General features: G+C 31.9%; 19 protein-coding genes and 2 pseudogenes. 16 read left to right on the top strand and 5 right to left on the bottom strand.

Annotated elements, in window-relative coordinates; translation table 11 throughout:
- Positions 1–74: 74 nt before the first annotated feature.
- Together AC13DP_RS18190 and AC13DP_RS18185 are read right to left on the bottom strand one after the other, a co-directional pair.
- The gene (locus AC13DP_RS18190; RefSeq protein WP_347406981.1) at positions 75–2,450 is read right to left on the bottom strand and encodes an erythromycin esterase family protein; all 2,376 of its coding nucleotides are present in this window, start codon (positions 2,448–2,450) and stop codon (positions 75–77) included.
- A gap of 136 nt (positions 2,451–2,586) precedes the next feature.
- Positions 2,587–4,290, bottom strand: coding sequence for a helix-turn-helix domain-containing protein (locus tag AC13DP_RS18185; RefSeq protein WP_483068244.1), 1,704 nt, complete (start codon positions 4,288–4,290; stop codon positions 2,587–2,589).
- 439 nt (positions 4,291–4,729) lie between these two features.
- Here AC13DP_RS18185 and AC13DP_RS18180 point away from each other — a divergent pair, with 439 nt between their 5' ends.
- Positions 4,730–5,146 (top strand): helix-turn-helix domain-containing protein, encoded by a 417-nt coding sequence (locus AC13DP_RS18180; RefSeq protein WP_347406375.1) that lies wholly within the window; start codon positions 4,730–4,732, stop codon positions 5,144–5,146.
- Between the two features lie 102 nt (positions 5,147–5,248).
- Positions 5,249–6,055: a hypothetical protein gene (locus tag AC13DP_RS18175; protein ID WP_347406376.1), complete on the top strand. Its 807-nt coding sequence runs from the start codon at positions 5,249–5,251 to the stop codon at positions 6,053–6,055.
- Positions 6,056–6,095: 40 nt separating this feature from the next.
- Here AC13DP_RS18175 and AC13DP_RS18170 read toward each other — a convergent pair.
- Positions 6,096–6,200: pseudogene (locus AC13DP_RS18170) on the bottom strand (IS110 family transposase); the annotation flags it as partial.
- A 598-nt stretch (positions 6,201–6,798) separates the two neighbouring features.
- On the opposite strand from AC13DP_RS18170, the pseudogene AC13DP_RS18165 reads away from it, so the two are divergent.
- From AC13DP_RS18165 to AC13DP_RS18105, 13 genes and pseudogenes are all read left to right on the top strand, one after another.
- Positions 6,799–7,192, top strand: a pseudogene (locus AC13DP_RS18165) (helix-turn-helix domain-containing protein).
- A 122-nt stretch (positions 7,193–7,314) separates the two neighbouring features.
- Entirely contained in the window at positions 7,315–8,802 is a 1,488-nt protein-coding gene (locus tag AC13DP_RS18160; RefSeq protein WP_347406377.1) for a transglycosylase domain-containing protein, read from the top strand.
- Complete coding sequence (locus AC13DP_RS18155) at positions 8,793–9,425, top strand: hypothetical protein (RefSeq protein ID WP_347406378.1); 633 nt, start codon at positions 8,793–8,795, stop codon at positions 9,423–9,425. The genes AC13DP_RS18160 and AC13DP_RS18155 overlap by 10 nt, the downstream gene beginning before the upstream one ends.
- Positions 9,426–9,663: 238 nt before the next feature.
- Positions 9,664–10,212 carry a hypothetical protein gene (locus AC13DP_RS18150; RefSeq protein ID WP_347406379.1) on the top strand — a complete coding sequence of 183 codons (549 nt, stop codon included), beginning with the start codon at positions 9,664–9,666 and terminating at the stop codon, positions 10,210–10,212.
- 21 nt (positions 10,213–10,233) lie between these two features.
- Positions 10,234–10,710, top strand: a complete 477-nt coding sequence (locus AC13DP_RS18145) for a helix-turn-helix domain-containing protein (RefSeq protein ID WP_347406380.1) — start codon at positions 10,234–10,236, stop codon at positions 10,708–10,710.
- A complete protein-coding gene (locus tag AC13DP_RS18140; RefSeq protein WP_347406381.1) occupies positions 10,710–11,168 on the top strand; it encodes a hypothetical protein in 459 nt (152 codons plus the stop codon). The genes AC13DP_RS18145 and AC13DP_RS18140 overlap by 1 nt, the downstream gene beginning before the upstream one ends.
- Before the next feature lie 765 nt (positions 11,169–11,933).
- Positions 11,934–12,170: an alpha/beta hydrolase-fold protein gene (locus tag AC13DP_RS18135; protein WP_483068257.1), complete on the top strand. Its 237-nt coding sequence runs from the start codon at positions 11,934–11,936 to the stop codon at positions 12,168–12,170.
- Between the two features lie 56 nt (positions 12,171–12,226).
- A complete protein-coding gene (locus AC13DP_RS18130; RefSeq protein ID WP_347406382.1) occupies positions 12,227–12,862 on the top strand; it encodes an alpha/beta hydrolase in 636 nt (211 codons plus the stop codon).
- A 104-nt stretch (positions 12,863–12,966) separates the two neighbouring features.
- Positions 12,967–13,821 (top strand): class I SAM-dependent methyltransferase, encoded by an 855-nt coding sequence (locus AC13DP_RS18125; protein WP_272957512.1) that lies wholly within the window; start codon positions 12,967–12,969, stop codon positions 13,819–13,821.
- Positions 13,822–13,885: 64 nt separating this feature from the next.
- Positions 13,886–15,211, top strand: coding sequence for an alpha/beta hydrolase family protein (locus AC13DP_RS18120; protein ID WP_347406383.1), 1,326 nt, complete (start codon positions 13,886–13,888; stop codon positions 15,209–15,211).
- A 718-nt stretch (positions 15,212–15,929) separates the two neighbouring features.
- On the top strand, positions 15,930–16,871 hold the full coding sequence (locus AC13DP_RS18115; protein ID WP_148211676.1) for a fatty acid desaturase family protein: 942 nt from the start codon (positions 15,930–15,932) through the stop codon (positions 16,869–16,871).
- A gap of 581 nt (positions 16,872–17,452) precedes the next feature.
- On the top strand, positions 17,453–17,884 hold the full coding sequence (locus tag AC13DP_RS18110; RefSeq protein WP_272957514.1) for a cold-shock protein: 432 nt from the start codon (positions 17,453–17,455) through the stop codon (positions 17,882–17,884).
- Positions 17,885–17,995: 111 nt separating this feature from the next.
- The gene (locus AC13DP_RS18105) at positions 17,996–18,850 is read left to right on the top strand and encodes a sigma-70 family RNA polymerase sigma factor (protein ID WP_273300871.1); all 855 of its coding nucleotides are present in this window, start codon (positions 17,996–17,998) and stop codon (positions 18,848–18,850) included.
- A gap of 220 nt (positions 18,851–19,070) precedes the next feature.
- Here the strand turns inward: AC13DP_RS18105 and AC13DP_RS18100 are convergent, their stop codons facing one another.
- Positions 19,071–19,253 (bottom strand): hypothetical protein, encoded by a 183-nt coding sequence (locus AC13DP_RS18100; RefSeq protein WP_272956904.1) that lies wholly within the window; start codon positions 19,251–19,253, stop codon positions 19,071–19,073.
- A gap of 3 nt (positions 19,254–19,256) precedes the next feature.
- Positions 19,257–19,580 (bottom strand): cupin domain-containing protein, encoded by a 324-nt coding sequence (locus AC13DP_RS18095; protein WP_013070978.1) that lies wholly within the window; start codon positions 19,578–19,580, stop codon positions 19,257–19,259.
- A 315-nt stretch (positions 19,581–19,895) separates the two neighbouring features.
- Here AC13DP_RS18095 and AC13DP_RS18090 point away from each other — a divergent pair, with 315 nt between their 5' ends.
- A complete protein-coding gene (locus AC13DP_RS18090; protein ID WP_272956905.1) occupies positions 19,896–20,975 on the top strand; it encodes a hypothetical protein in 1,080 nt (359 codons plus the stop codon).
- The last annotated feature ends 95 nt before the right edge of the window (positions 20,976–21,070 follow it).

The raw sequence follows: 21,070 nt of genomic DNA, 5'->3' as shown, positions 1-21,070 counted from the left end.
GCGCAACCAAGATTGTGTCTACAGACAAACATCTTGAATTAGTCTTTAAACTGGTTAATTTAAAAATATAGCATCTAAAGAGCTTCTGGTACAAAATTATCCCAAAATTCAGGACTATAATCAATTCTATCTAGCGCCGTATTACTTTCCTGACCATAATATTCATATTTAATTACTTCTGGATTGTTTAACTCATAATCAAATAGATAAGAATCAGCAACAAATGTTTTATAATCTATATTACCGTTTTTAAGATAATTCTCCGAATAGGACTTATAATAGAAATGGCTTGCATAATATTTCAAATCCTCCAATTTGGAAAAATAACAGACATTTTCTTCTTTCAGAATGGTTTGTTTTACGTTATCATAGCCTGCGTAACCACCTAGATGTTTTTCTATTTCTTCCTTATCTAAAATTGTTTCCCAATTCTCTATAATTTTAATAATAGCGAAATCATTCTTGTTTATATATACCAGACCAGAATATTCTGTAGGGTATCCTCTGTTTGTATAATTCCAATTATTTCTTTCCGTCTTAAACCCTATTATATACATATTTGAATGTTCAGGATTTGTGGAGTAAATAAATTCCAATTCAAATTTTTTATATTTCCTTTTATGAAGAATATTGGAATACCGAATAGCATTTTCTCGAAATTTGAATAATTGAGAGGTGTATTTATAGGTTCCTGGTACATTATTCGTTTTCCAATGTATTTGCTCTACTCTTTTTGTACTGATATAATCCTTGAAGTACCCGAAATCATAATTATCCGTAATAAGTTCTAAACTAATGTCTGTCTTATCGTTTGTGTTTATTTTGATATCACTATACCTTTTAAAGTTAAAGGGATTTTCGGAGAAATTCTTTTTCTTATTCTTTACCGCTTTCTTCAATACCGATAATGGAGTAAGATTTCCATAAATGATTACTTCTGCTAAATTCTCAGTATTCCTGTTGATATAGTTTATCCCATTTAGTTCACGAAGAGGAATCTCTGTATCTTCATACCCCATGGAAGAAATACTGGCTACAGCGTTTTCATATATATTTTTTTTTACCGTAAGTTCAAAGGATCCGTCTTCATCTGAAATACGGTATATCTCCAGATCTTTTAAAATGATATTGGTAAATGCCAAAGGTTCGCCTGAAATACTATCAATAAGCTTCCCCTTTAGGCTTATTTCACTTCCATCTATAGATACATTATCAGATTCCAATTTTTTTCGTTTGGCCGCTATGGTATCGGATGGGATTGATTCGTTCTGTTTAGCTTTAGATCCAGCGTGTTTTAAAAATATATATCCATCATGTAATTCACTTAGGTTAACTTCATAAAACTTGGAAAAATGTAATAGACGGGTTTTGAATGGCCTTTTCATTAATTCTTGATTAGAACTTACAAAAAGATAGGGAGCATTCTTCTCACTTAAGATGGCTTCAAATGAATCTTCCTCTATTGGAGTAGGTTCCCATTGCCCCATATAATATAAAGAATCATTGGCATGAATGGTACCTAAGCTATAAACCTTCTCCTTTAATTTTTCTTTGATGTAATTTCCAGCTGATATGAACTCCTTTGCAATAGGACGTTTGATACCTGAATTATTATTCATAATATGAATATTATCAGCCCATACAATAACTTTTTCCATACCAAATCGCTTTATATGGGACAGAAAATTATCTGCCATCTGACGATCTCTTAAGTTGTGCTCTTTAGTGATAAAGTCTTCTGTTAAAATTGGTTCAGAATTTTTATGAGCATCCTTTGCAGAAGTTAATAAGCCTTTCGAAAATTGCAACCAATAATGATTAAGATCGTTATCTGGTAGCATTTTAATTTGTTTTATTAGGGAACTTAATTCTTTAGCAAAAGTGCTAAAACTAATATCTGATGCATCATATTTTAGATTCTCCAAGATACCATCCATTGCAATTCCCATATCATCTTCGTCTAGTTTTAAATCGATGTCATGAAGTTCGCAAAACTCAAAGAATTCATCAATGAAATTAGCCGTATCTAGCACTTGTGGATCCAGGCCGAAAACCTGTATTCCGTTTTCTTTAATGTAATCTATTAAAACTTGGAATTCTTCATTCCTCGCCCAAATTCCCCAAATTGCATTTTTAAATTGAGAAGGATCAAATCCTGTTTGATTCATTTTCCAAATATCATACATTGAAGATTCCATAGCTATAGTATTATACCCCATTTCTTCATGCAAGAATTTTATAACTCTGATTTTCATTGCGAAAATGTCTGAATACATATGTGTTTGCTCTCCCAAAAGAACATAAGATTTGTCTTTTAATTCGTTCTTTAAAAACATTAAATCTTCCTGGCTCTCTTCATGGATACCAGAAATAATAGCTGTCTCTATACCTTGGGAAAAACCAAATTGAAGAGTAAAGAAAAACATCAGCGGAATTACCGGATGAATCACTTTTTTCAAAAAAAATAGATTTACGTTCATGGATATAATAAATGAGGTTTTTATAAATTTCCATTATATGGACGAACGCAAACCTAGAATAAAAAATAGCTATATAGAGGTAAGGTAAGAGGTTAGCACTCGGCTTTTATAAATTACGACCTGATTCTTCTAGCTTTTGAATGAAGACGGAAGGGTATATGGATGTCTTTTTATAAAATGACTTGGAAAATGATTCTGCACTTTTAAAACCTACTTCCTGAGCTATTGCAGCAATTGTGTATTTCCTAATATGAATATTCTTTTTCAGTAGTTCAATTGCATATTCAATTCTTAGATCTTTTAGGTAATTGGAAAAATTCTTCTGCTTTTTGGCATTTACGATCTTAGAAAGGTATAGAGAGTTGGTCGAAAACTCATCAGCGAGATCATTTAATTTTAGATTTTTATTTAAAAAACCAAGATTATTTTCAAACTTCTTCAGTTTGTTCAAAATATCAACTATAATATTTTCAGAGATTCCTTTAAGTTCGTTTTTATTATCAATGTTCAGATCTTCCTTTAAAGCTAAAATAGAAGCATCTTTTTGTTTTTTGTAGATTAATTCTTGTAATCTCTTATGGATTTTTCTTTTTCTCAAATATTGGCGAATGGCTACATAAACTGTTATTGCTAACGTAATGACTAACGTAATGATAGAGATAAGAATTAGATAATAAATAGAGTCATTCTTATTTTTAATCTGATTTGATAATGCAATCTTTTCATTTTTAAGTTGTGGAATATCATAGTCCTGTAATACTTTGATATTCATATAGTAGTTGTTTGAATTTATAAGACTATCAGCAAGGATTAACTTATCCATAAAGACAATTTGTTTTTCAAGAGCTTCTCTATCTTTATAGTAATCGATTAAAAAATTGTAGGCATTTGTTATCTCTGGAAAAATATCCCTCGAACTTGAATAGATACTATCCATTTGAAGAAAGTAAGATGTTGCTTTTTCAACATTCCCTGTTTTTTTGCTAATTAAACCTTTATAATAATAGCTTATGGCCAACTCAGATGAATCAAGAAAAGGCTCAGATTTATTTAAACTATCTATGGCAGCTTTATACTTTTCAAGATAGAAGTGATTAATACCTGAAGAATACACAAAATCATAATAGAACGAAGTATCATGTAAGTTTAAGCTTTCCTCAATACCCTTGCGTATATAATAAGCGGAAGAATCATAATCTTGATTTCTTTTATAAGAAACGTTTAAATTATATAGTGTGTTAAAATAATGTTCTTTAAACTCTTTTTTATAGTGCTTTTGCTGCTGAATTAAATTTAGCTGAGATTTATATAAATTTAGTGCTTCCTCATGCTGTCCCCATCTATTTTTTAACGCCGTAATTCCTTCTCCATTTTCAATAATTTGGGTTACATTATTGTGATTTTTGGCAAGATCATAAGCAATAATATAATTATCTAATGCAATTTTATAATGACCTGTTTGATAATTCCAATAAGCTTTGAGCGAGTATCCTACCGCAGGAAAATCTTGATGCTTTAAATTTTTGGTATAAGCGATTATACTATCTGCATAAGCAATATTAATTTCTGGCTCATATAAACGTGCTTTAAAATCAAATCCTTTGGCAATTAATAGTGAATCGTTTTTATTTTTAGCCTTATTTAAGTAAGTATCAGCATACACTTCTGCCCTGAAATCCGGGTAAGTATCCCAAAAATCTGATTCCAATTCGGTAAAAGATCTTTGATATAGAATTTCCTTATTTAATTCGTTTTGAGAATAAATAATAGATGTAACTAGGTAGAAATAGATGAAGATAATATTCTTCATTAATATGAATTTTCGACAAAACTAAACATTGTATTTTAGATATGCTTGATTAACTTTTATCAAGATATCAGTCCCGTAATATTTTTCATAGCAGTAAATTTTAGAGGTGATAATGAGGATTTCCGTAATTTGGATTAACGCAAATTCGATAACTTTGGGAGGATGCAAGTTGGTAAGCATAGATCAAGAGGTTTTAAAATGAAACTTTAGTGATGGGTGATGAGGATTTAAGTTTTAAAAGGAAGCGACTGTAGCGAATCAAAATGACTAGTAAATTGCCTTTAGGCGATGTGGTATTTATTAGAAAATTATTCTTAATTTTTAGATAACCCTCGGAATAGGTAATCTCGATTATCGATTAAAAAACAAGTAGAAACTTGTTTTTTACTGCAAAGAGTGAGGAGTGCAACTTTTAAAAAGAATGTTTATCTTTGAGATTATGAGCACAGTAACAAAAACCAGTCATATCGGTAGAAAAATCAGCCGAATCAGAGAACTTCGAGGAATGAAGCAAGAAGCCCTTGCCGCAGAATTAGGGATCAGTCAACAAAGTGTATCCAGTTTAGAACAAAGCGAGCATATTGAGGATGAAAAGTTGGAGAAAGTAGCTAAGGTGTTAGGAGTGAGCAAAGAAGCTATTGAGAATTTTTCGGAAGAGGCTATATTTAATAATATTCAAAACAATTACGAAGGTTCTACTATTAATGCAGGCCCTACAGTTCATCATCAATGTACGTTTAATCCTTTAGACAAACTAGTTGAGGCATACGACGAAAATAAAAAACTTTATGAAAGATTGCTTCAAGCTGAAAAAGAGAAAGTGGCTTATTTGGAGAAACTGTTAGATAAAAAATAGTGAAGAAGAAAATACTCAGAAATTGAATAAAGTGTCGATAATCGGGTAAATCGGCACTTTGTTTATTTATAAAACAAGTTGGCAAGCATTTAATATCAAATTATGCAAAAAAAAATAGAATATATTATCATAGTATCATCGACAATTCTATTTTTTATTGGTTGTGGGAAAAATTTGTCAGATAACGTTCAAAATTTTCCAATTATAATTGATACGCTACAAAATAATGAAAATCAATATAATACAAATGATTTTGGTGTTTCAAGTAGCACTATATTATATATTGGTAGCGAAACGGACTCGATTGAAGTAGACCATAGTATTAAAGATTTAATAAAACCACCGCCGCCTCCAACACCGCCTACATCTTATAAACAAAATGATAGAAATTTTAAGGAGGACTCACTTAAAAACGAGGAAATATGGAATAAGTATTCTCAAAATGTAAAAAAAAGAAGAGAGACATCATATTTCGTATTAAGTGAAAGAGTTGCTGATAAAAAAGGCTTTTTCGATACTATTGATATAGAGATTATTGTTGATACAACACAGAAATTAAAACATGATGTATCAAAATATCAATGGGATGATTATTATGAAGGTTATCCTATTCTGATAAAAAACGCTTCTTCTGATACAATTGTTATAGGATATGAAAGTTATATTCCAATAATTTTGCAAGCTAAAGATGAAAATAATAATTGGAATCCAATTGAAAAAATATATATTTTTAGTTGTGGTAATGGATTGAGTTCAGTTCTATTGCCACCAAATGAAATTGTTTTGAGTTCAAAACCTATTTATCAGGGAGATTTTAAAACAACTCTTAGAGTTGAAATTGGCGGAAATTATTCAAATGAGTATTCGGGAAAAATAAATCTAGACCAATTTAAAAAACCGAACTATTAAAAGTCTTGCCAACAAAGAACTAAGCTAACTTCCAAGCATTTTATCCTAATCTTGACGCATAATTTTCATCGTATGGTAAACCTGATTTTGCTATCGCAAATGCCTGTTTAAGTAAAATATTACAAATAGCAATAAGTGCAACTTGTACAGCGCAAAAGAAAAAACGAATTGTTTAGTTTTATCTGCTCTTGATAATAGTCTAATGACAATAGTTGAAATGTAAAATTTTCTTTTTCCGTGATGTTTAATAACCCATCTTTTTTCTTTGACCGGGTATTTTGATAACTAAATAGAAAATAATAATCAAAAAAATCTTTATATTAATAGCTAAATAAGCTTTCAACAATACTGGTAACTGCGAGACGATCTTTTCAATATCTAAGGACTGTAAATTTTTCATAGCAGTAAATTTTAGAGTTGTTAGTGAGGATTTCCGTAATTTGGGTTAACGTAAATTCTATAACTTTGGGGGGATGCAAGTTGGTAAGCATAGATCAAAAGGTTTTAAAATGAAACTTTAGTGATGGGTGATTAGCATTCAAGTTTTAAAAGGAAGCGACTGTAGCGAATTAAAATGACTAGTAAATTACCTTTAGACGATTTATTAGAAAATTATTTTTAATTTTTAGATAACCCTTGGAATAGGTAATCTCGATTATCGAGTAAAAAACAAGGAGAATCTTGTTTTTTACTGCAAAGAGTGATGAGCGCAACTTTTAAAAAGAATGTTTATCTTTGAGATTATGAGCACAGCAACAAAAACCAGTCATATCGGTAGAAAGATCAGCCGAATTAGAGAACTTCGAGGAATGAAGCAGGAAGCCCTTGCCGCAGAATTAGGCATTAGCCAAAAGCGTATCCAGCTTAGAACAAAGTGAGCATATTGAAGATGAAAAGCTTGAAAAAGTAGCAAAAGTGTTAGGAGTGAGTAAAGAGGCTATTGAAAATTTTTCTGAAGACAATATTTTGAATATAATTTCGAATACATTTAATAGTAATGATACATCAACTTTGAATGCTATTAATTTACAGCCAACTTTTAATCCTGTAGATAAAGTAGTTGAGCTATACGAAAGATTGTTACAAGCTGAAAAAGAGAAAGTGGCTTATTTAGAGAAATTACTGGATAAGAAATAGTGAAAAAGAAAATATTTAAGATTTGAAAAAAGTGTCGATAACCGGATTAATGTTCGGATAAATCGGCACTTTTTTTATTTATAGAACAAAGTTGATGGCAATGCAAAAACAATTGAATTACAATGGATAAAGAATTAGAAGGTTATGTTATATATTGTAAAGATTTAAATAAAGAAATACCATTAGGCGTTGTTTCCAATAATTATGATTGTCAAGCTATCTCTAAATACATTCCTTCTCGTTTAAAAAATTTCTTAGTAGAAATAGAGGATAAAAGATTTTATGACCATAAAGGTGTTGATATTAGAGGGGTATCTAGAGCTATTTTTGAGAATTTAAAAGAAGGAAAAATAGTTCAGGGGGGCAGTACTATAAGTCAACAGCTTGCCAGAAATATAATACGTGATAATAAAAAAAACTTCAAAAGAAAATTTAGAGAAACTTATAAAGCATTTCAGATTGAAAAATTGTTTTCAAAAAATGAAATATTAGATTTATATTTTAACAACATCTATTTTGGTAAAAATATATGGGGTTTAAGAACAGCAGGTTTATATTATTTTAACAAAGAAGTAGATAAACTAAGTCAGTCTGAATTAATTTATTTATTGACAATTTTGCGTGGTCCAAATTATTACACAAAAAATTCAAAAATCTTCTCAAAAAGATATAATCTTATAAACGGCATTTTGTTTGAAAAAAAGCTAATTTCTAAAAGTCGTTATCAAAAAAATATCAAATCAAAACTAACTATTTCAGAAACTCCACTTTCTAATTTTAATGAACATTCAATTAATTTTATAACGAAATACGTGGATGATAAGAGAAAAAAAATTATATCCACAATTGATCTTAAAACTCAAAAATTAGCTCAAGAATTCGTAAAAGAATCGAAATATCCCGTTTCAATTATCGCTCTCAAAAAAGGAAAAGTTATAGGTTTTGCTAGTAGTTACGGAACCGATTATCCTTTTATTTCAAAATCAAATGTAGGCTCAACCTTAAAACCATTTATTTACTGTAACCTTAGAGAGAATGGAGTTTTAAAAACTGAAAAATTTGATTCTTTCAAAAATACTTTGGATTGGAAAGTTCGAGAGGTCAAATATTACAAACCACAACTTACAATCAAAGAAGCATTATTATATTCAAATAATAATGCGTTTCTAAATGCCACTGGTAAAGTTGGTATTGATTCCAACTTAGAATTTTTATCAAATATTTTGGATAAACCCAAATCTGATTTTTTTCCTTCAAGTATTTTAGGTGCTACGAGAAATGGAATATCTTTATACGATTTAGCACTAGCATACTCAACATTTTTCAATCCAGATAGTTTAACGGAAAATAAAACAGAATGCCTTTCAATACTTAATGAAATTTTTTATAGCAAATTAGGTCTTAGAGTTGACAATGCTTTTCTTAAAACTGGGACAACTAATGAAAACAAAGAAAGATATGCTATTTTAGGAAATGCTGATTTGGTTTATGCCGTATTGAGAAATGAGAATAAAATAAATGATTCATCAAAAGAAGGAAGTTTTATGAAACAAATATCAAGAAAAGTATTATCAATGTTCCAAAACAATAAAAACTTCGTATGGATCTAATTCAAATTTTAAAAGATGCAAACCCTAATATAATAATATTTCTGTTGACAACACTTGTTGCTTTTATATCTTGGCTTATTAAAGGTCTCGTCGAAAAACCACTGACGGAATCTAAAAATACATTTGTAAGATATTTCGATAAAAGAATTGAGATATTAACTGAAATAAAAACTAGACTAAACTTTATTGCCTATTTTCCGAAAGGCGAGGATAATCTTAACTATAAAGAACAACTACAAACAATATTACTCTCAGACGGTAAAGCTGCATATTTAAGTAAAGAAATTTATGATGATGTTCTTAGAATATCAATTGATGAAGAAACAGATGAAAACTTGCTTCTCAAAACTATAGAAAAACTTGATGAAGAACTGTACCTAAAGATTTCAAAAATTCAAGAGGAGATTGAATTTTACAGAAGTTTTTCAAATTATAGTCCTTTTAGGCGTTTTATTGGAATCACAGTTCTTTCATTACAATATATAATTGCGTTAACGTTAATTTTTATTATTTTAATGTATGCGGCTATATCTTTCATTGAAAGCGGTTTATGGTTTCGAATTGGAATAATATTAGTATCAATAATAATTATCTATTTGGCTGAAAAATGGTTGAAAAGTTAAAGCAAAGCTACCAACACCGTAACAACAATTGGGGCTTTGTGTCCTGCGGACACAACCGCGCAAGCATAAAGTCGGTAATTTTAGCTATCTTAGTTTTTTGCCAATCCGCAACTGATTGTTATATAAGACAGTTGTGCGCAAGCAAAAACATAGGACAAATTAATGATGAACGTTTTGTATAATTGCATTTAACAATTCAAGTTAAAAATTCACAAAAATAAACCTACAGGTTGATTTAATGAAAATAATTGATACATTTGCAGTAGTTGAAGACAGTTTATATTCAGTACAATATGAAAATGAATCTTTACATGAATTTGCAAAATGTTTCGAATTATGGAATGATCCAATTTACTTGCGAGAATTCTTTGAAGAGCATTTGGAAGATTTAAATCGTAATTTTTGGAAAGGAATAAGTATTGAAGAAGCAATAATTAAAACGAGGGTAGACGCTAGAGAGTTAGAAAATGAATTATTAGAAATAGCAGAAACAGGAAAAACTGAAAGACTTGAAACCCTATCTACACTTTTTGAACCCTTATCTGAAGGGGTTATTGAAGATTTTGAGAAAGATAAAGCCAAAGGACTTCAAAGGAACAGTTGGCTTAGAATCTACGCAATCAGAATAGAAGCTAATCTTTTTGTTATATGTGGAGGAGCAATAAAACTTACTCATAAAATGAATAAAAGGAATCACCTCTTAGAGGAACTAAAGAAACTTGAATTTACACGAAACTACTTAATGGATGAAGAAGATGACAATTTAGATTTTGTCGAATTCAATTAAATAGAAAATTTTATACGAGATATGAGCACTAGCAACATTAAAAATAAATTAAAGAAAACATCCAAGTCCGATAAAAAGTGGATTGAAAAAGCTAAATATCGTAAAGAAAATTCAGCTTGGCTGGATATATCATTTGCGATTGCCGTAAAAATCATGTCCAAATTAAAAGAAAACAAAAAATTAAATGAGTTTCCACAATCACAAAAGCAATTAGCTAAAGCTTTAGATTGTTCACCTCAGTATGTCAATAAATTACTTAAAGGAACTGAGAATTTACAAATAGAAACTATAACCAGAATCGAAGGAATTTTAGATCTCATTTTAATTGAGGTTCCAGAATTTGAAACAATGTTTGAATTTGAAGCAAACAACTTCAAATCTTATAGCGAAAGTGAAGAAATTATTGATTCAGAAACTAGTACCGCTAATTATCAAACTTTATTAGAGTCCACCATTTATAGTGAAGATTCAGAATGCAACTTTAAATTAGTAGCTTAATGTCAGAAACAGACAAAAAAATTGGGTTTGCTTTAAACAATATTACTACTGAACAATTTGCAGTAATAGAATCTGCCTTTACGGAAGGAAGCGTGGTGGATCTCAAAGCAGGTTTGAAATTTGGAATTAGTAAGGATAAAAAGATTATTTCAGTTCTTTTTTCTACAAAATTTATTAAAGAAAAATCACCTTTTTTGATTATTGAAGTTGGTTGTCATTTTAAGATTATTGACGAAACATGGGATGATTTTTTAAACGAGGATAAGAATGAGTTGACTGCTCCAAAAGGTTTTATTAGTCATTTAGCAATGTTAACAATCGGTACAGCGAGAGGTGTTTTACACAGTAAAACAGAAAATACCTCATTTAATAATTTTCTTCTACCTACTATTAATGTCACTGATCTTGTAAAAAAGGATGTGACATTTAATCTTAATAAACCACAAGGAAAAAAATAATTTCTCGCCTCGAATACTTTGCCAGCGCACAAAAACGGCTGATCGCAAATAAAGAACTGAGTTGACCTCCTCCCAAATAATCAAATCGTTTAAAATTCCAATCTTTACTTATTTTCATAAATATTACTTTTTTTTTTAAGTTTGTAGAAATGAAGTACCAAATAACTTCAATATGTTCTTATTATAATGTGAGTTAATCGTGAGTCACGAAATTGGAAACCATGAGAAACCGTATAAATACTGTGGTTTCCAGAATGTTACAAGCGTTCTGTCACCTCGATAAAAAAACAAATCCAATCACAAAAGGGTCAGATTTTTTTATAACAGTAAACCTAAATATCGAATCAGGATTTTATTCTAAACTTTAAGTATACTCCAGTAAAATTAAGCTGTGTTAAACAAAGGCACTACAAATACGGCAAATAGCTAAGAAGTTTAAAAAGTACTTTTTTCCGTTTACAGAAGTAAGAGTTAGTTCACTCGGTAATCCAGAAGTCATATTCTCATCACATCACCTTAGCTATCCGCATGCCTCGAAATAAAAATATTTTGTGCCTCATGCGCCAGGTTGAGGTAGTTTACAAAAACTTAGAAATAGCGAACTATTCCTATAAAAGTTATAACTTCAGCGTTCAAAGTATTCCTGACCTTTCTAATAAAATTAAAAAGTATATCGCTATGAAATACGAGCTATTGATCATCAGCTTAATATTAAGCAACTATTTAAGCTTTTCTCAAAGGATATGAGCAGCGGATTGATCCGCAATATTATTTTCCGAGATTCTAGATGAGGATAGGCAACCAGAGATTCATCTACCTGAAAGTTATAATACTTCCGATAAAAAGTATCCGGTTGTAGAGCTGCTTGACAGAAATTATAATTTTATACATACAACAAGAATTACTAAATTTCTTTATTTAAATTGGTTGGTGCCTGAAATGGTTATTGTAGGCGTTAGAAATACCAATCGCAATAAATACTTAACGCCGGGTTCTTTATAATTTCGAAGCAAGCCTGGGTGAATTAACTCCTCATGTAGGATTAAAAATCACTAAAAATGAAAAAAGATCTGATAGTAGTATTTTTCGTTGGATTTATATTTACCGGTTATGGAAATGAACCACATCGCTATCTTTTTTTTCTTCATAATAGATTTTTAGAAGAACACGAATTGGATGATGTTCATCCGGAATATGGTAAAACGGAGTATCAGGCTATATTACAAGAATTCAAATCCTCGGGATTCAATGTGCTAAGTGAAAAAAGAAATGGCAATGTGAATGCCCGGGAATATGCTATTGGAATAGTTGAACAGATAGATAGTTTAATATCGATGGGGGTACACCCTAATAAAATAACCGTGGTGGGAACTTCTAAAGGAGGTTATATCGCACAGTATGTTTCAACACTGGCACATAATCCCAATTTGAATTTTGTTTTTATCGCCAGTTACAGGGAGCGAGATTTGCTGCATATTCCTGAAATTAATTTCTGTGGAAATATCCTTACCATCTATGAAAAAACAGATCCATTTGGGGTTTCAGCAGTAGCCAGAAAGGAGAACGCTACATGTGATATCCCACATTTTAAAGAAATTGAAATCAATACAGGTTTGCGTCATGGCTTTTTGTTTAGACCGCTAAAAGAATGGATATTACCTACGATTAAATGGGCAAAGGCTAATTATAACTAACCTGGGCAGCAGCTTAAGAGTAGGTATTCCGTAAGCATAAATAGCAATAGCAATAAATATTGTTTAATTTAGAGCCATAAGATCTCATCAACATAACAATCATTATGGAACATCAAAAAAACATAGGGGTACATGAAACGGCTTTTGTGACTTCCGCCTTTCGGGCAACCGATGAAAAATTGAGTCAGGATATTTTTGCAAGGCTATGGCAAAATCCTAAAACCGATAGGTGGATCATAGACTATTTACAGGAGGTGTCTTGGGAAGAGCCTTTTACACATTGTTTACGAAATAGATTTTTCCTGACCCATCTCAATGAGTTATTAGAAAAAGAAGCGATTACAGTATTGATCAATTTTGGTAGCGGATTCAGTATGTATCCGTTTTTGCTGAATGAGAAACTGATTCATATTGAAATTGATAAACCTAAAATCATAACTTATAAAAAACAGCACATAGAGCAATGGCAGTCTGAAGGGGTACTTCCCAAACGGAATATTCATTTTATTGGTGTGGATTTTAGTACAGATTATAAAGATGATTTATTAACCAGGCTAAATGCCATAAAAGATAATCAGCCGTGTTTTATTCTTATAGAGGGAGTGCTCTTCTTTTTAAACCGGGAAGAAACCCATGGCTTGTTTAACTTGTTCGATGAAATTCAAAAGCCCGGAGACTATATTGGTAGTGCTTCATTTCAGGAAAAGATAAAGGAGACTCAGGCGTTTAAGAACCTACTGCGCTTTTTCAATGTAAAAGTTTCAAAAACGAGTAAAGATGATTATCAAACCATAGATGATCAATTTTACACCACTATACCCAATTATAGATTGATGGATCAACAGGATTATTTTAGCTTATCAAAGAAATATGCTCATAAAATAGCAGAAGAAAAAACAATGATCCTCAACGAAAATTTTTATTTGCTGAAAAAAAATAATCAGTTTGATAACAACTAAACAGGTAGGACCCCTATTAATAAATACTATGAGAAATATTTTACTTTTAATTTGTTTTGCTCTAATGAGTTCTTTTATACAGGGGCAGGAAATTCTTGGAGATTGGTATGGAAGCTTACAAATACAGGGAACCAAACTGCCTTTAGTTTTTCATATTAAGAAGCAAGATAGCAGTTACAGCACAACTATGGATAGTCCTAAGCAAATGGCAATAGGGTTACCTGTTGCCAGAACAACAGTAGAAAATTCCCAGTTACTATTAGAAGCTCCGGCAATGGGAATAAAATATACAGGTGAATATGATCATACACAAGAAATAATAGCAGGTACTTTTCAGCAAGGAGGCTTAAAATTAGCCTTAAACCTAAGTAGGGATAATTTCACTACAGCTATAAATCGACCTCAAGAACCCAAAGAACCTTTCCCTTATCATGCAGAAGAGGTTAGGTTTTATAATGAATCTGATGATATAAGCTTAGCAGGAACCTTAACGACCCCTGAAGGTCTTGAAAAATTTCCTGTGGTCATTTTAATTAGCGGAAGTGGTCCCCAAAATAGAAATGAAGAAATTATGGGCCATAAACCATTTCTATTAATTTCAGATTTTTTGACGCGCCATGGAATAGCTGTATTGCGATACGATGACAGGGGCGTTGGGAAATCAGAAGGGGAATACGCAACAGCTACTTCTAAGGATTTATCCAGGGATACTGAAGCGGCTATAACATATTTAAAATCAAGAAAAGATCTAAAAATTTCAAAACTCGGATTAATAGGACATAGTGAGGGAGGGATAATTGCTCCTATGATTGCGTCAAAATCCAAAGATGTTGATTTTATTGTTCTTTTGGCTGGAGCTGTTTTAAGAGGAAAAGATTTGTTACTACTTCAGAAAAAACTGATTGAAGAGAAAAGTGGGATTCATGACAGTATCGTAAATAGAAGTCAGGAAGTATTTCATGGCGCTTATGAACTTATCGCTTCTAATACTAAAACTAACGATGCACTAAAAGAAGACTTAGCAGCCTATTTTAAAGAGGAAACAAACAATTCGATAAACGCTGCTCAAACGAATAGTTTAATCGAAAGTATGACTTCTCCGTGGATGCAATATTTTATAAACTATGATCCTACTACCGCATTAAAAGAAGTAGACATTCCAATACTGGCTTTATTTGGGAAAAAGGATGTTCAGGTTCCGGCAATTGAAAATGCGTTAGCACTAGAGAAGCTTGAAAATAAAAATATTGAAATTTTTCAAATGGAAAACTTAAATCATCTATTTCAGGAAAGTGAGACCGGTATGCCCAATGAATATTCTGAAATTGAACAAACCATGTCTCCTAAGGTCTTAAATTTAATGTTAGAGTGGATTTTAGAGAGAGATTAACCAGCTGAAGCATCAGACTTAAAAAGTATTTATAGGCAAAAACGAAGAAAATCAATCGACATTTTTTGAATTATGCTTAATCCCCTTAAGTAGCTGGCTAGTCCTTTAGTCGATAATCAGGATGAAATGCGCCGAGACCTGTATCGTTTTAAAATTGCTTGTTCAATTAAATGCCTCGTGGGCTTGCCCTGAAGATAATTACTATTATCAAACACATGATCAGGCCACATAAAAGCACTATAGAGTTATGTAGAGCTCACTTACTAAAATTGTAAAAATACTCAGGAATTTCGATAACAAGGTTCTAAGTGACAGCCTGTTTGAGTACAAACATTAAGCTTGTATAGTGAATACGAAGATGCTGGCAGAAACATTCATTTTAAAAAATCGAAAGATTAGATAGCAAATGAATATCATCATGCCAATATTAGGCAATAATTAACTTAATAATGTCATGTATTTTGCAATTATGGCGTTATAATTGCGTTTAATACGTAAAGATAACAAGAACTTCCCGGAGCAACCGACAATTCTTCCCCGATTTATCGTCTTATCTATCACCTTTTAATAAGCTTTTAATTTGCAACATCCTCCTAAATTTTCGCGTTCGCTAGATCGCCATTTCGTAAAACTTTTACAAAAAAGAGTACGCCAGTATTTTAAAGAAAATCAGATTTCCACCCATGCTAATTCTAGCATGATCACCAAAACAATAGTCATGCTTTTATTGTTTTTAGGTCCAATATCAATTTTATGCTCAGGTATCGTAACATCCGGCTGGATGGTATTCTTATTATATATTACCAGTGGTTTTGGTATGGCCGGTATTGGTATGGGCGTAATGCATGATGCTATTCACGGGTCGTACTCTAAACACTCCAAGCTAAATACTATCCTGGGCTATTCTATGAATATTATCGGTGCCAATGCCACCGTTTGGCATTTGCAACACAATGTTTTGCATCATACCTATACCAATATACATGAGGCGGATGATGATTTAAACATGCCGTTTTTTTTACGATTTTCACCACATAAAAAGAAATATAAAATTCATCGTTTTCAATTTATTTATGTGTGGTTTTTTTATAGTATTTCAACCTTAGCCTGGATTACGGCAAAAGACTTTGTAAGGCTAACCCGATATCGAAAAATGGGATTGATAGAAGATAAAAAAGAGTTTTATAGGAGCTTATTTCATCTTACTTTATGGAAATTGGCGTACTATATGTATGCTATCGTTTTGCCTATACTGGTTTTACCATTTTCCCCCTGGCTTGTCATTCTTGCCTTTATATCCATGCACCTGGTTACCGGTCTGGTAATTAGCTGTGTTTTTCAGGTAGCCCATGTGATGCCAGATGTTAATTACCCATTAACCGATAATCAGGGGAATATTGATAATAACTGGCTGGTACATCAATTGCTAACCACTTCTAATTTTTCACCAAAGAATAAGACTTTTTCCTGGTTAATAGGTGGATTAAACTATCAGATCGAGCATCACCTGTTTCCCAATATATGTCATGTGCATTATCGGGATATTAGTCCCATTGTAAGAGATACAGCACTCGAATTTGGAATACCTTATAATCAAAAATCTACGTTTACCGGGGCAATTGCAGATCATATCGCGATGTTAAGAAATCTTGGCAGGTAATCGCTGCCCTTTATAAAATAAAAAAACTCCTTAAAATTTAATTTCTAAGGAGTTTTTTAATGAGATATTATTTTTTAAAAATTCTTTCTTCGATTAAGAATGAAGGGGAACCCTCCATAAATAAGTAATAAAAAAATAAGTAGTAAACAGGTAATCGCAATAATAATTGCAAACGCCTCTGTAAAAAGTAATGTCATAAAATGCAAACATTTGAGTTTGTAGAGCAAAATTACGATATTTTTAGTATTCAAATTAACGTAGTTGCGTTTAAAAATAACAAAAACAAGTTTCCCCAGCTTTAGTTTTATTTTTTGTACAAAACAGACAATTATTTAATTTTTAACAGACCGCTTAAATTAACATGTTATTTGCTGTAGGCCAGGGGAATTGTTATATATTTCATAGGTATTTAAGAGGCCTTTACCTTAGACTCCCCAGACGTTGATTATTAGTTAAGTTTTCTCCTTTTCGGTTTTCTTTTTGGTAGTGCTGAGTGTCTTGTGACACTAATCACCACATGCAGTTTTAAAGGTCTATTTGGCCATTAATGAAGGTGATTTTTAGATGATAAAATTGACATTATGGGAGATTCATTTTCAAAAAAAGAGAATATTAAAAAAAAGATTGAAAAAAGAAAACTGAAGGACAAGCGAAGGGAAAACCGCAAGACCGATAATAACAAAGGAAAGCAACTTGAGGAGATGATGATTTATGTAGATGAATCGGGGAATCTAAGTAAAACGCCTACCAGAAGTCAGGACGGTAGCTTTCTTGTCACAGGCCCTTCAATTAACCATAACCGGGAGATTCAGAAGAAAGAAAAGCGAAAAGGAACAGTAATTTCTTTTTTTATAGAAAAAGGCTATGGTTTTATAAAAGATCAAAAATCCGGTGACCATATTTTTGTTCATATGAAGGATCTGTTGGACGAAATTTCAGAAAAAGACCAGGTATTTTTTGTCAAGCAAAAAACGGCAAAAGGCGCTAAAGCTACACTGGTAGAAAAGCGATAAAGCAAACATCTTTTTATCTTATATCGAAACAAAATTCATTGGCTCTACCAAAAGCTGCTGTACGCCAATAAAGCTTTATCCTTTATTGGACTACCTTATTAAAAATAATATATGCGACAATTAACAATCACAAAACAAGTAACGAATAGAGATGAGGCAAGTTTAGATTTTTATTTAAAAGATATTGGTCCCATTGCACGTATTTCCAGTGAAGAGGAAGTGGAACTTACCCGAAAGATTAAAGCTGGTGATAAGAAAGCCTTACATACCCTGGTGACCTCGAATTTAAGATTTGTAGTCTCGGTTGCAAAACAATACCAGTTTAAAGGCCTTAGTTTATCAGATCTTATTGCTGAAGGGAATTTGGGGCTTATTAAAGCTGCCAATCGTTTTGACGAAACACGAGGCTTTAAATTTATTTCTTATGCGGTGTGGTGGATACGCCAGACAATGGTTCAGTCAATTTCTGAAAACGCAAGAGTAGTACGATTACCTCTAAATAAATTAACGCTTATTAATAAAATTAGAAAAGCAAATTCAGCCCTACAGCAATTACTGCAGCGAGAAGCTTCTTTGGAAGAGGTCTCTAATTTTCTAAATTTACCTCTAACTGAAATCGAAGAAGCCGGAAAAAGTAATGCCACTTATCTATCCCTAGATAAACCCTTATCAAATGATAATGATGATTTTACCTTAAATCAACTAATCACAAGTAAAATCGAAGATCCCGATCAGGGACTACTTAATGTATCGACTTCGCATGAAATAAATCAATTGATGACTATTTTAGAAAAACGGGAAAAAGAAGTAATCATATTGTTATTCGGACTTAACGGTGGGGAGGCTAAAAGCCTGAGAGATATAAGTACGCTTTTAGGATTAACCTCAGAGAGAGTACGACAAATTAAGGAAATGGGACTTATCAAGCTTCGTCGTTCGCCAAAAGCAGCTATCTTATTTTCATAAGCTTTTTAATCGCTCATTTAGGGCGTACTGCCCAGATGCTGTTCAACTACTCAGTATTGGCTAAGCACGAAATTATAAAAAAGACTTTCTGATGTATACCGGGCGAACTTTTTAAACTTCTTACTTCCTTCAATTTTTTAAAAATGAGTAGCACCTAATGCTTGTCACCCTATTTAGAAGCATCTTTGAAGCCCCGAATTGTTTATCCATTACTTGCTCTTTAAAACACGGGATATGGAGTTAGCTCATTTTCGAAATATATAAGCTCTCTAGCCTCGGGATTATTTTTTATAGTACAGTAATAAATATTGTAAGCATAAATCCTGATGCTAAGTTCTTGTTCAGGATTTTCTTTTGCACAAACTTTATCGGTAGATTGATATAAAGGTTTTTTGTAAAACATTGGTTATTCTAAATTAATGGTTAATATTTTAAATTTCTCATTAGCTTCTAAAGTATAGTTTGTGCCTGGGGGAACAATAATAGAATCCCCGGGTTGCAGGTAGGTAGAGACTTCATCTATAACCATTTCAGCTTTACCCTCAATAAGCACATGAAATTGCGTACCATCAGATGTGATTGCTAAAACTTTACCATAGTCAAATGCCATTAATTGCACAATTCTCGATGCTTTATCGACTATCGTTCTTTGTACGACCGTATTGGTAGTATAAGGAATTTCTTTTTTTAAATTAAAAGGGACTAAATGACCAAATTCATTTTCTTTCATTCTTATTACCGTAAAATAGGTGTATAAAATTGTTATTTTTTTCCGTTAGTCATATTGTTAGGTAATGATGATGCCCAAGAAATTATTGCCGGAAAAGATGGAATGTACGTTGAATTATCGATATATTTTATTTAAAATGAATTTATAAAATAATATATGCTGGCAGAGGACGAGAAATTTCCTAAAACAGCTGTAGTCATGTAGATTGGGTTTGATTATCAGGTTTTTAATTAAAAAAAAAATATCTCGTTTAATTGTAGTAATAGCCCCCGCTAAAAAGGGATTTATCATAAATGAGTAATAGAAAATTTAAAAATGAACCGAATTAAATGTTTATTATTGATCAGTTATATACTGCTGTGTCCATCTTTGAGTAGCCAGAACTGGAAAAACCCATCTGAAAGATACAAAGAGGCTTATAAAAACTATGCCAATGCTGCTTGTCCGATTCCAGAAGACGATATTCAGCATTTTGTCTATTTTTCAAGGGATAGAGAATCTATAATTGATCATCCGTTACTTTTCATTGCCAGATTTAAAGGCGCCCAGATTATGTATTCCTGGAGAGAACTGGAGCCAGAGAAAGGAAGATATGATTTTTCGAAAATCAAACAAGATGTCAATTACCTTAAAGGATATGATAAAAAACTTTTTATCCAGTTACAAGACGTCACCTTCGATAAAAAATATAAAGCTGTTCCCGATTATCTGCTAACAAAAGAATATGATGGGGGAGCGGTGTTGCAATATAATGATACTGGTGAGCCGGAAGGTTGGGTTGCTAAGCGATGGAATAAAAAAGTACAGGATAGGTTTGCACATTTACTTAGGGCACTGGGTAAAGAATTTGGTGAGTTAATCGCAGGAATTAACCTCCAGGAAACAGCTATTGGAGTTAGTCCTAAAACCGCTCCTGATTTTACAGAACAGGCCTATGTTGAAGGTGTTAAAAACAATATGTTGGCATTGAAAAAAGCATTCCCAAACGTGACCACGATGCTTTATGCCAATTTTTTTCCAGGTGAATGGTTGCCTTTTGAAGATAAAGGCTATTTAAAATCTGTTTATCAATATGGTGAAAAAATAGGAGTGGGGCTGGGTGGCCCTGATTTGATGATGACCAGAAAAGCACAATTAAATCATGCACTTGCCCAAATGCATGAAGGTAATTTTACCGTTCCGCTGGGCATTGCCGTTCAGGATGGCAATTATATAGCAAAAACCGGAGCAGATAATGATTATGATGAGGAAAGTGATCATATTCATAGTTCTAGAAAAAACCTTGTACCAATATTACACGCATTTGCAAAAGATTTTTTAAAGATCGATTATATATTTTGGGTAAATGAAAAACCTTATTTTGAAGAAGATGTGATGGCCTGTTTCCAGAAATAATCGATTAGAAAACATAATAGCAGATCCTGTAAAATAGCAATTCATTTCATAAACGATACCCAATATCGTTTAAGCTTAAGTTAGCGGATATTCTA

It is taken from the genome of Zunongwangia sp. L-65, assembly GCF_056859415.1.
The sequence above is the reverse complement of the archived record's forward strand: the minus strand, read 5'-3'. Positions and strand labels throughout refer to the sequence as shown.

Bases quoted from the DNA above. Each gene is read 5' to 3' on its own strand.
- AC13DP_RS18180 (WP_347406375.1), top strand. From the start codon at position 4,730: ATGAGCACAGTAACAAAAACCAGTCATATCGGTAGAAAAATCAGCCGA.
- AC13DP_RS18115 (WP_148211676.1), top strand. From the start codon at position 15,930: ATGCTTTTATTGTTTTTAGGTCCAATATCAATTTTATGCTCAGGTATC.
- AC13DP_RS18130 (WP_347406382.1), top strand. From the start codon at position 12,227: ATGAAAAAAGATCTGATAGTAGTATTTTTCGTTGGATTTATATTTACC.
- AC13DP_RS18150 (WP_347406379.1), top strand. From the start codon at position 9,664: ATGAAAATAATTGATACATTTGCAGTAGTTGAAGACAGTTTATATTCA.
- AC13DP_RS18105 (WP_273300871.1), top strand. From the start codon at position 17,996: ATGCGACAATTAACAATCACAAAACAAGTAACGAATAGAGATGAGGCA.
- AC13DP_RS18155 (WP_347406378.1), top strand. From the start codon at position 8,793: ATGGATCTAATTCAAATTTTAAAAGATGCAAACCCTAATATAATAATA.
- AC13DP_RS18185 (WP_483068244.1), bottom strand. From the start codon at position 4,290: ATGAAGAATATTATCTTCATCTATTTCTACCTAGTTACATCTATTATT.
- AC13DP_RS18100 (WP_272956904.1), bottom strand. From the start codon at position 19,253: ATGTTTTACAAAAAACCTTTATATCAATCTACCGATAAAGTTTGTGCA.
- AC13DP_RS18140 (WP_347406381.1), top strand. From the start codon at position 10,710: ATGTCAGAAACAGACAAAAAAATTGGGTTTGCTTTAAACAATATTACT.
- AC13DP_RS18145 (WP_347406380.1), top strand. From the start codon at position 10,234: ATGAGCACTAGCAACATTAAAAATAAATTAAAGAAAACATCCAAGTCC.
- AC13DP_RS18110 (WP_272957514.1), top strand. From the start codon at position 17,453: ATGGGAGATTCATTTTCAAAAAAAGAGAATATTAAAAAAAAGATTGAA.
- AC13DP_RS18090 (WP_272956905.1), top strand. From the start codon at position 19,896: ATGAACCGAATTAAATGTTTATTATTGATCAGTTATATACTGCTGTGT.
- AC13DP_RS18095 (WP_013070978.1), bottom strand. From the start codon at position 19,580: ATGAAAGAAAATGAATTTGGTCATTTAGTCCCTTTTAATTTAAAAAAA.
- AC13DP_RS18120 (WP_347406383.1), top strand. From the start codon at position 13,886: ATGAGTTCTTTTATACAGGGGCAGGAAATTCTTGGAGATTGGTATGGA.
- AC13DP_RS18175 (WP_347406376.1), top strand. From the start codon at position 5,249: ATGCAAAAAAAAATAGAATATATTATCATAGTATCATCGACAATTCTA.
- AC13DP_RS18160 (WP_347406377.1), top strand. From the start codon at position 7,315: ATGGATAAAGAATTAGAAGGTTATGTTATATATTGTAAAGATTTAAAT.
- AC13DP_RS18125 (WP_272957512.1), top strand. From the start codon at position 12,967: ATGGAACATCAAAAAAACATAGGGGTACATGAAACGGCTTTTGTGACT.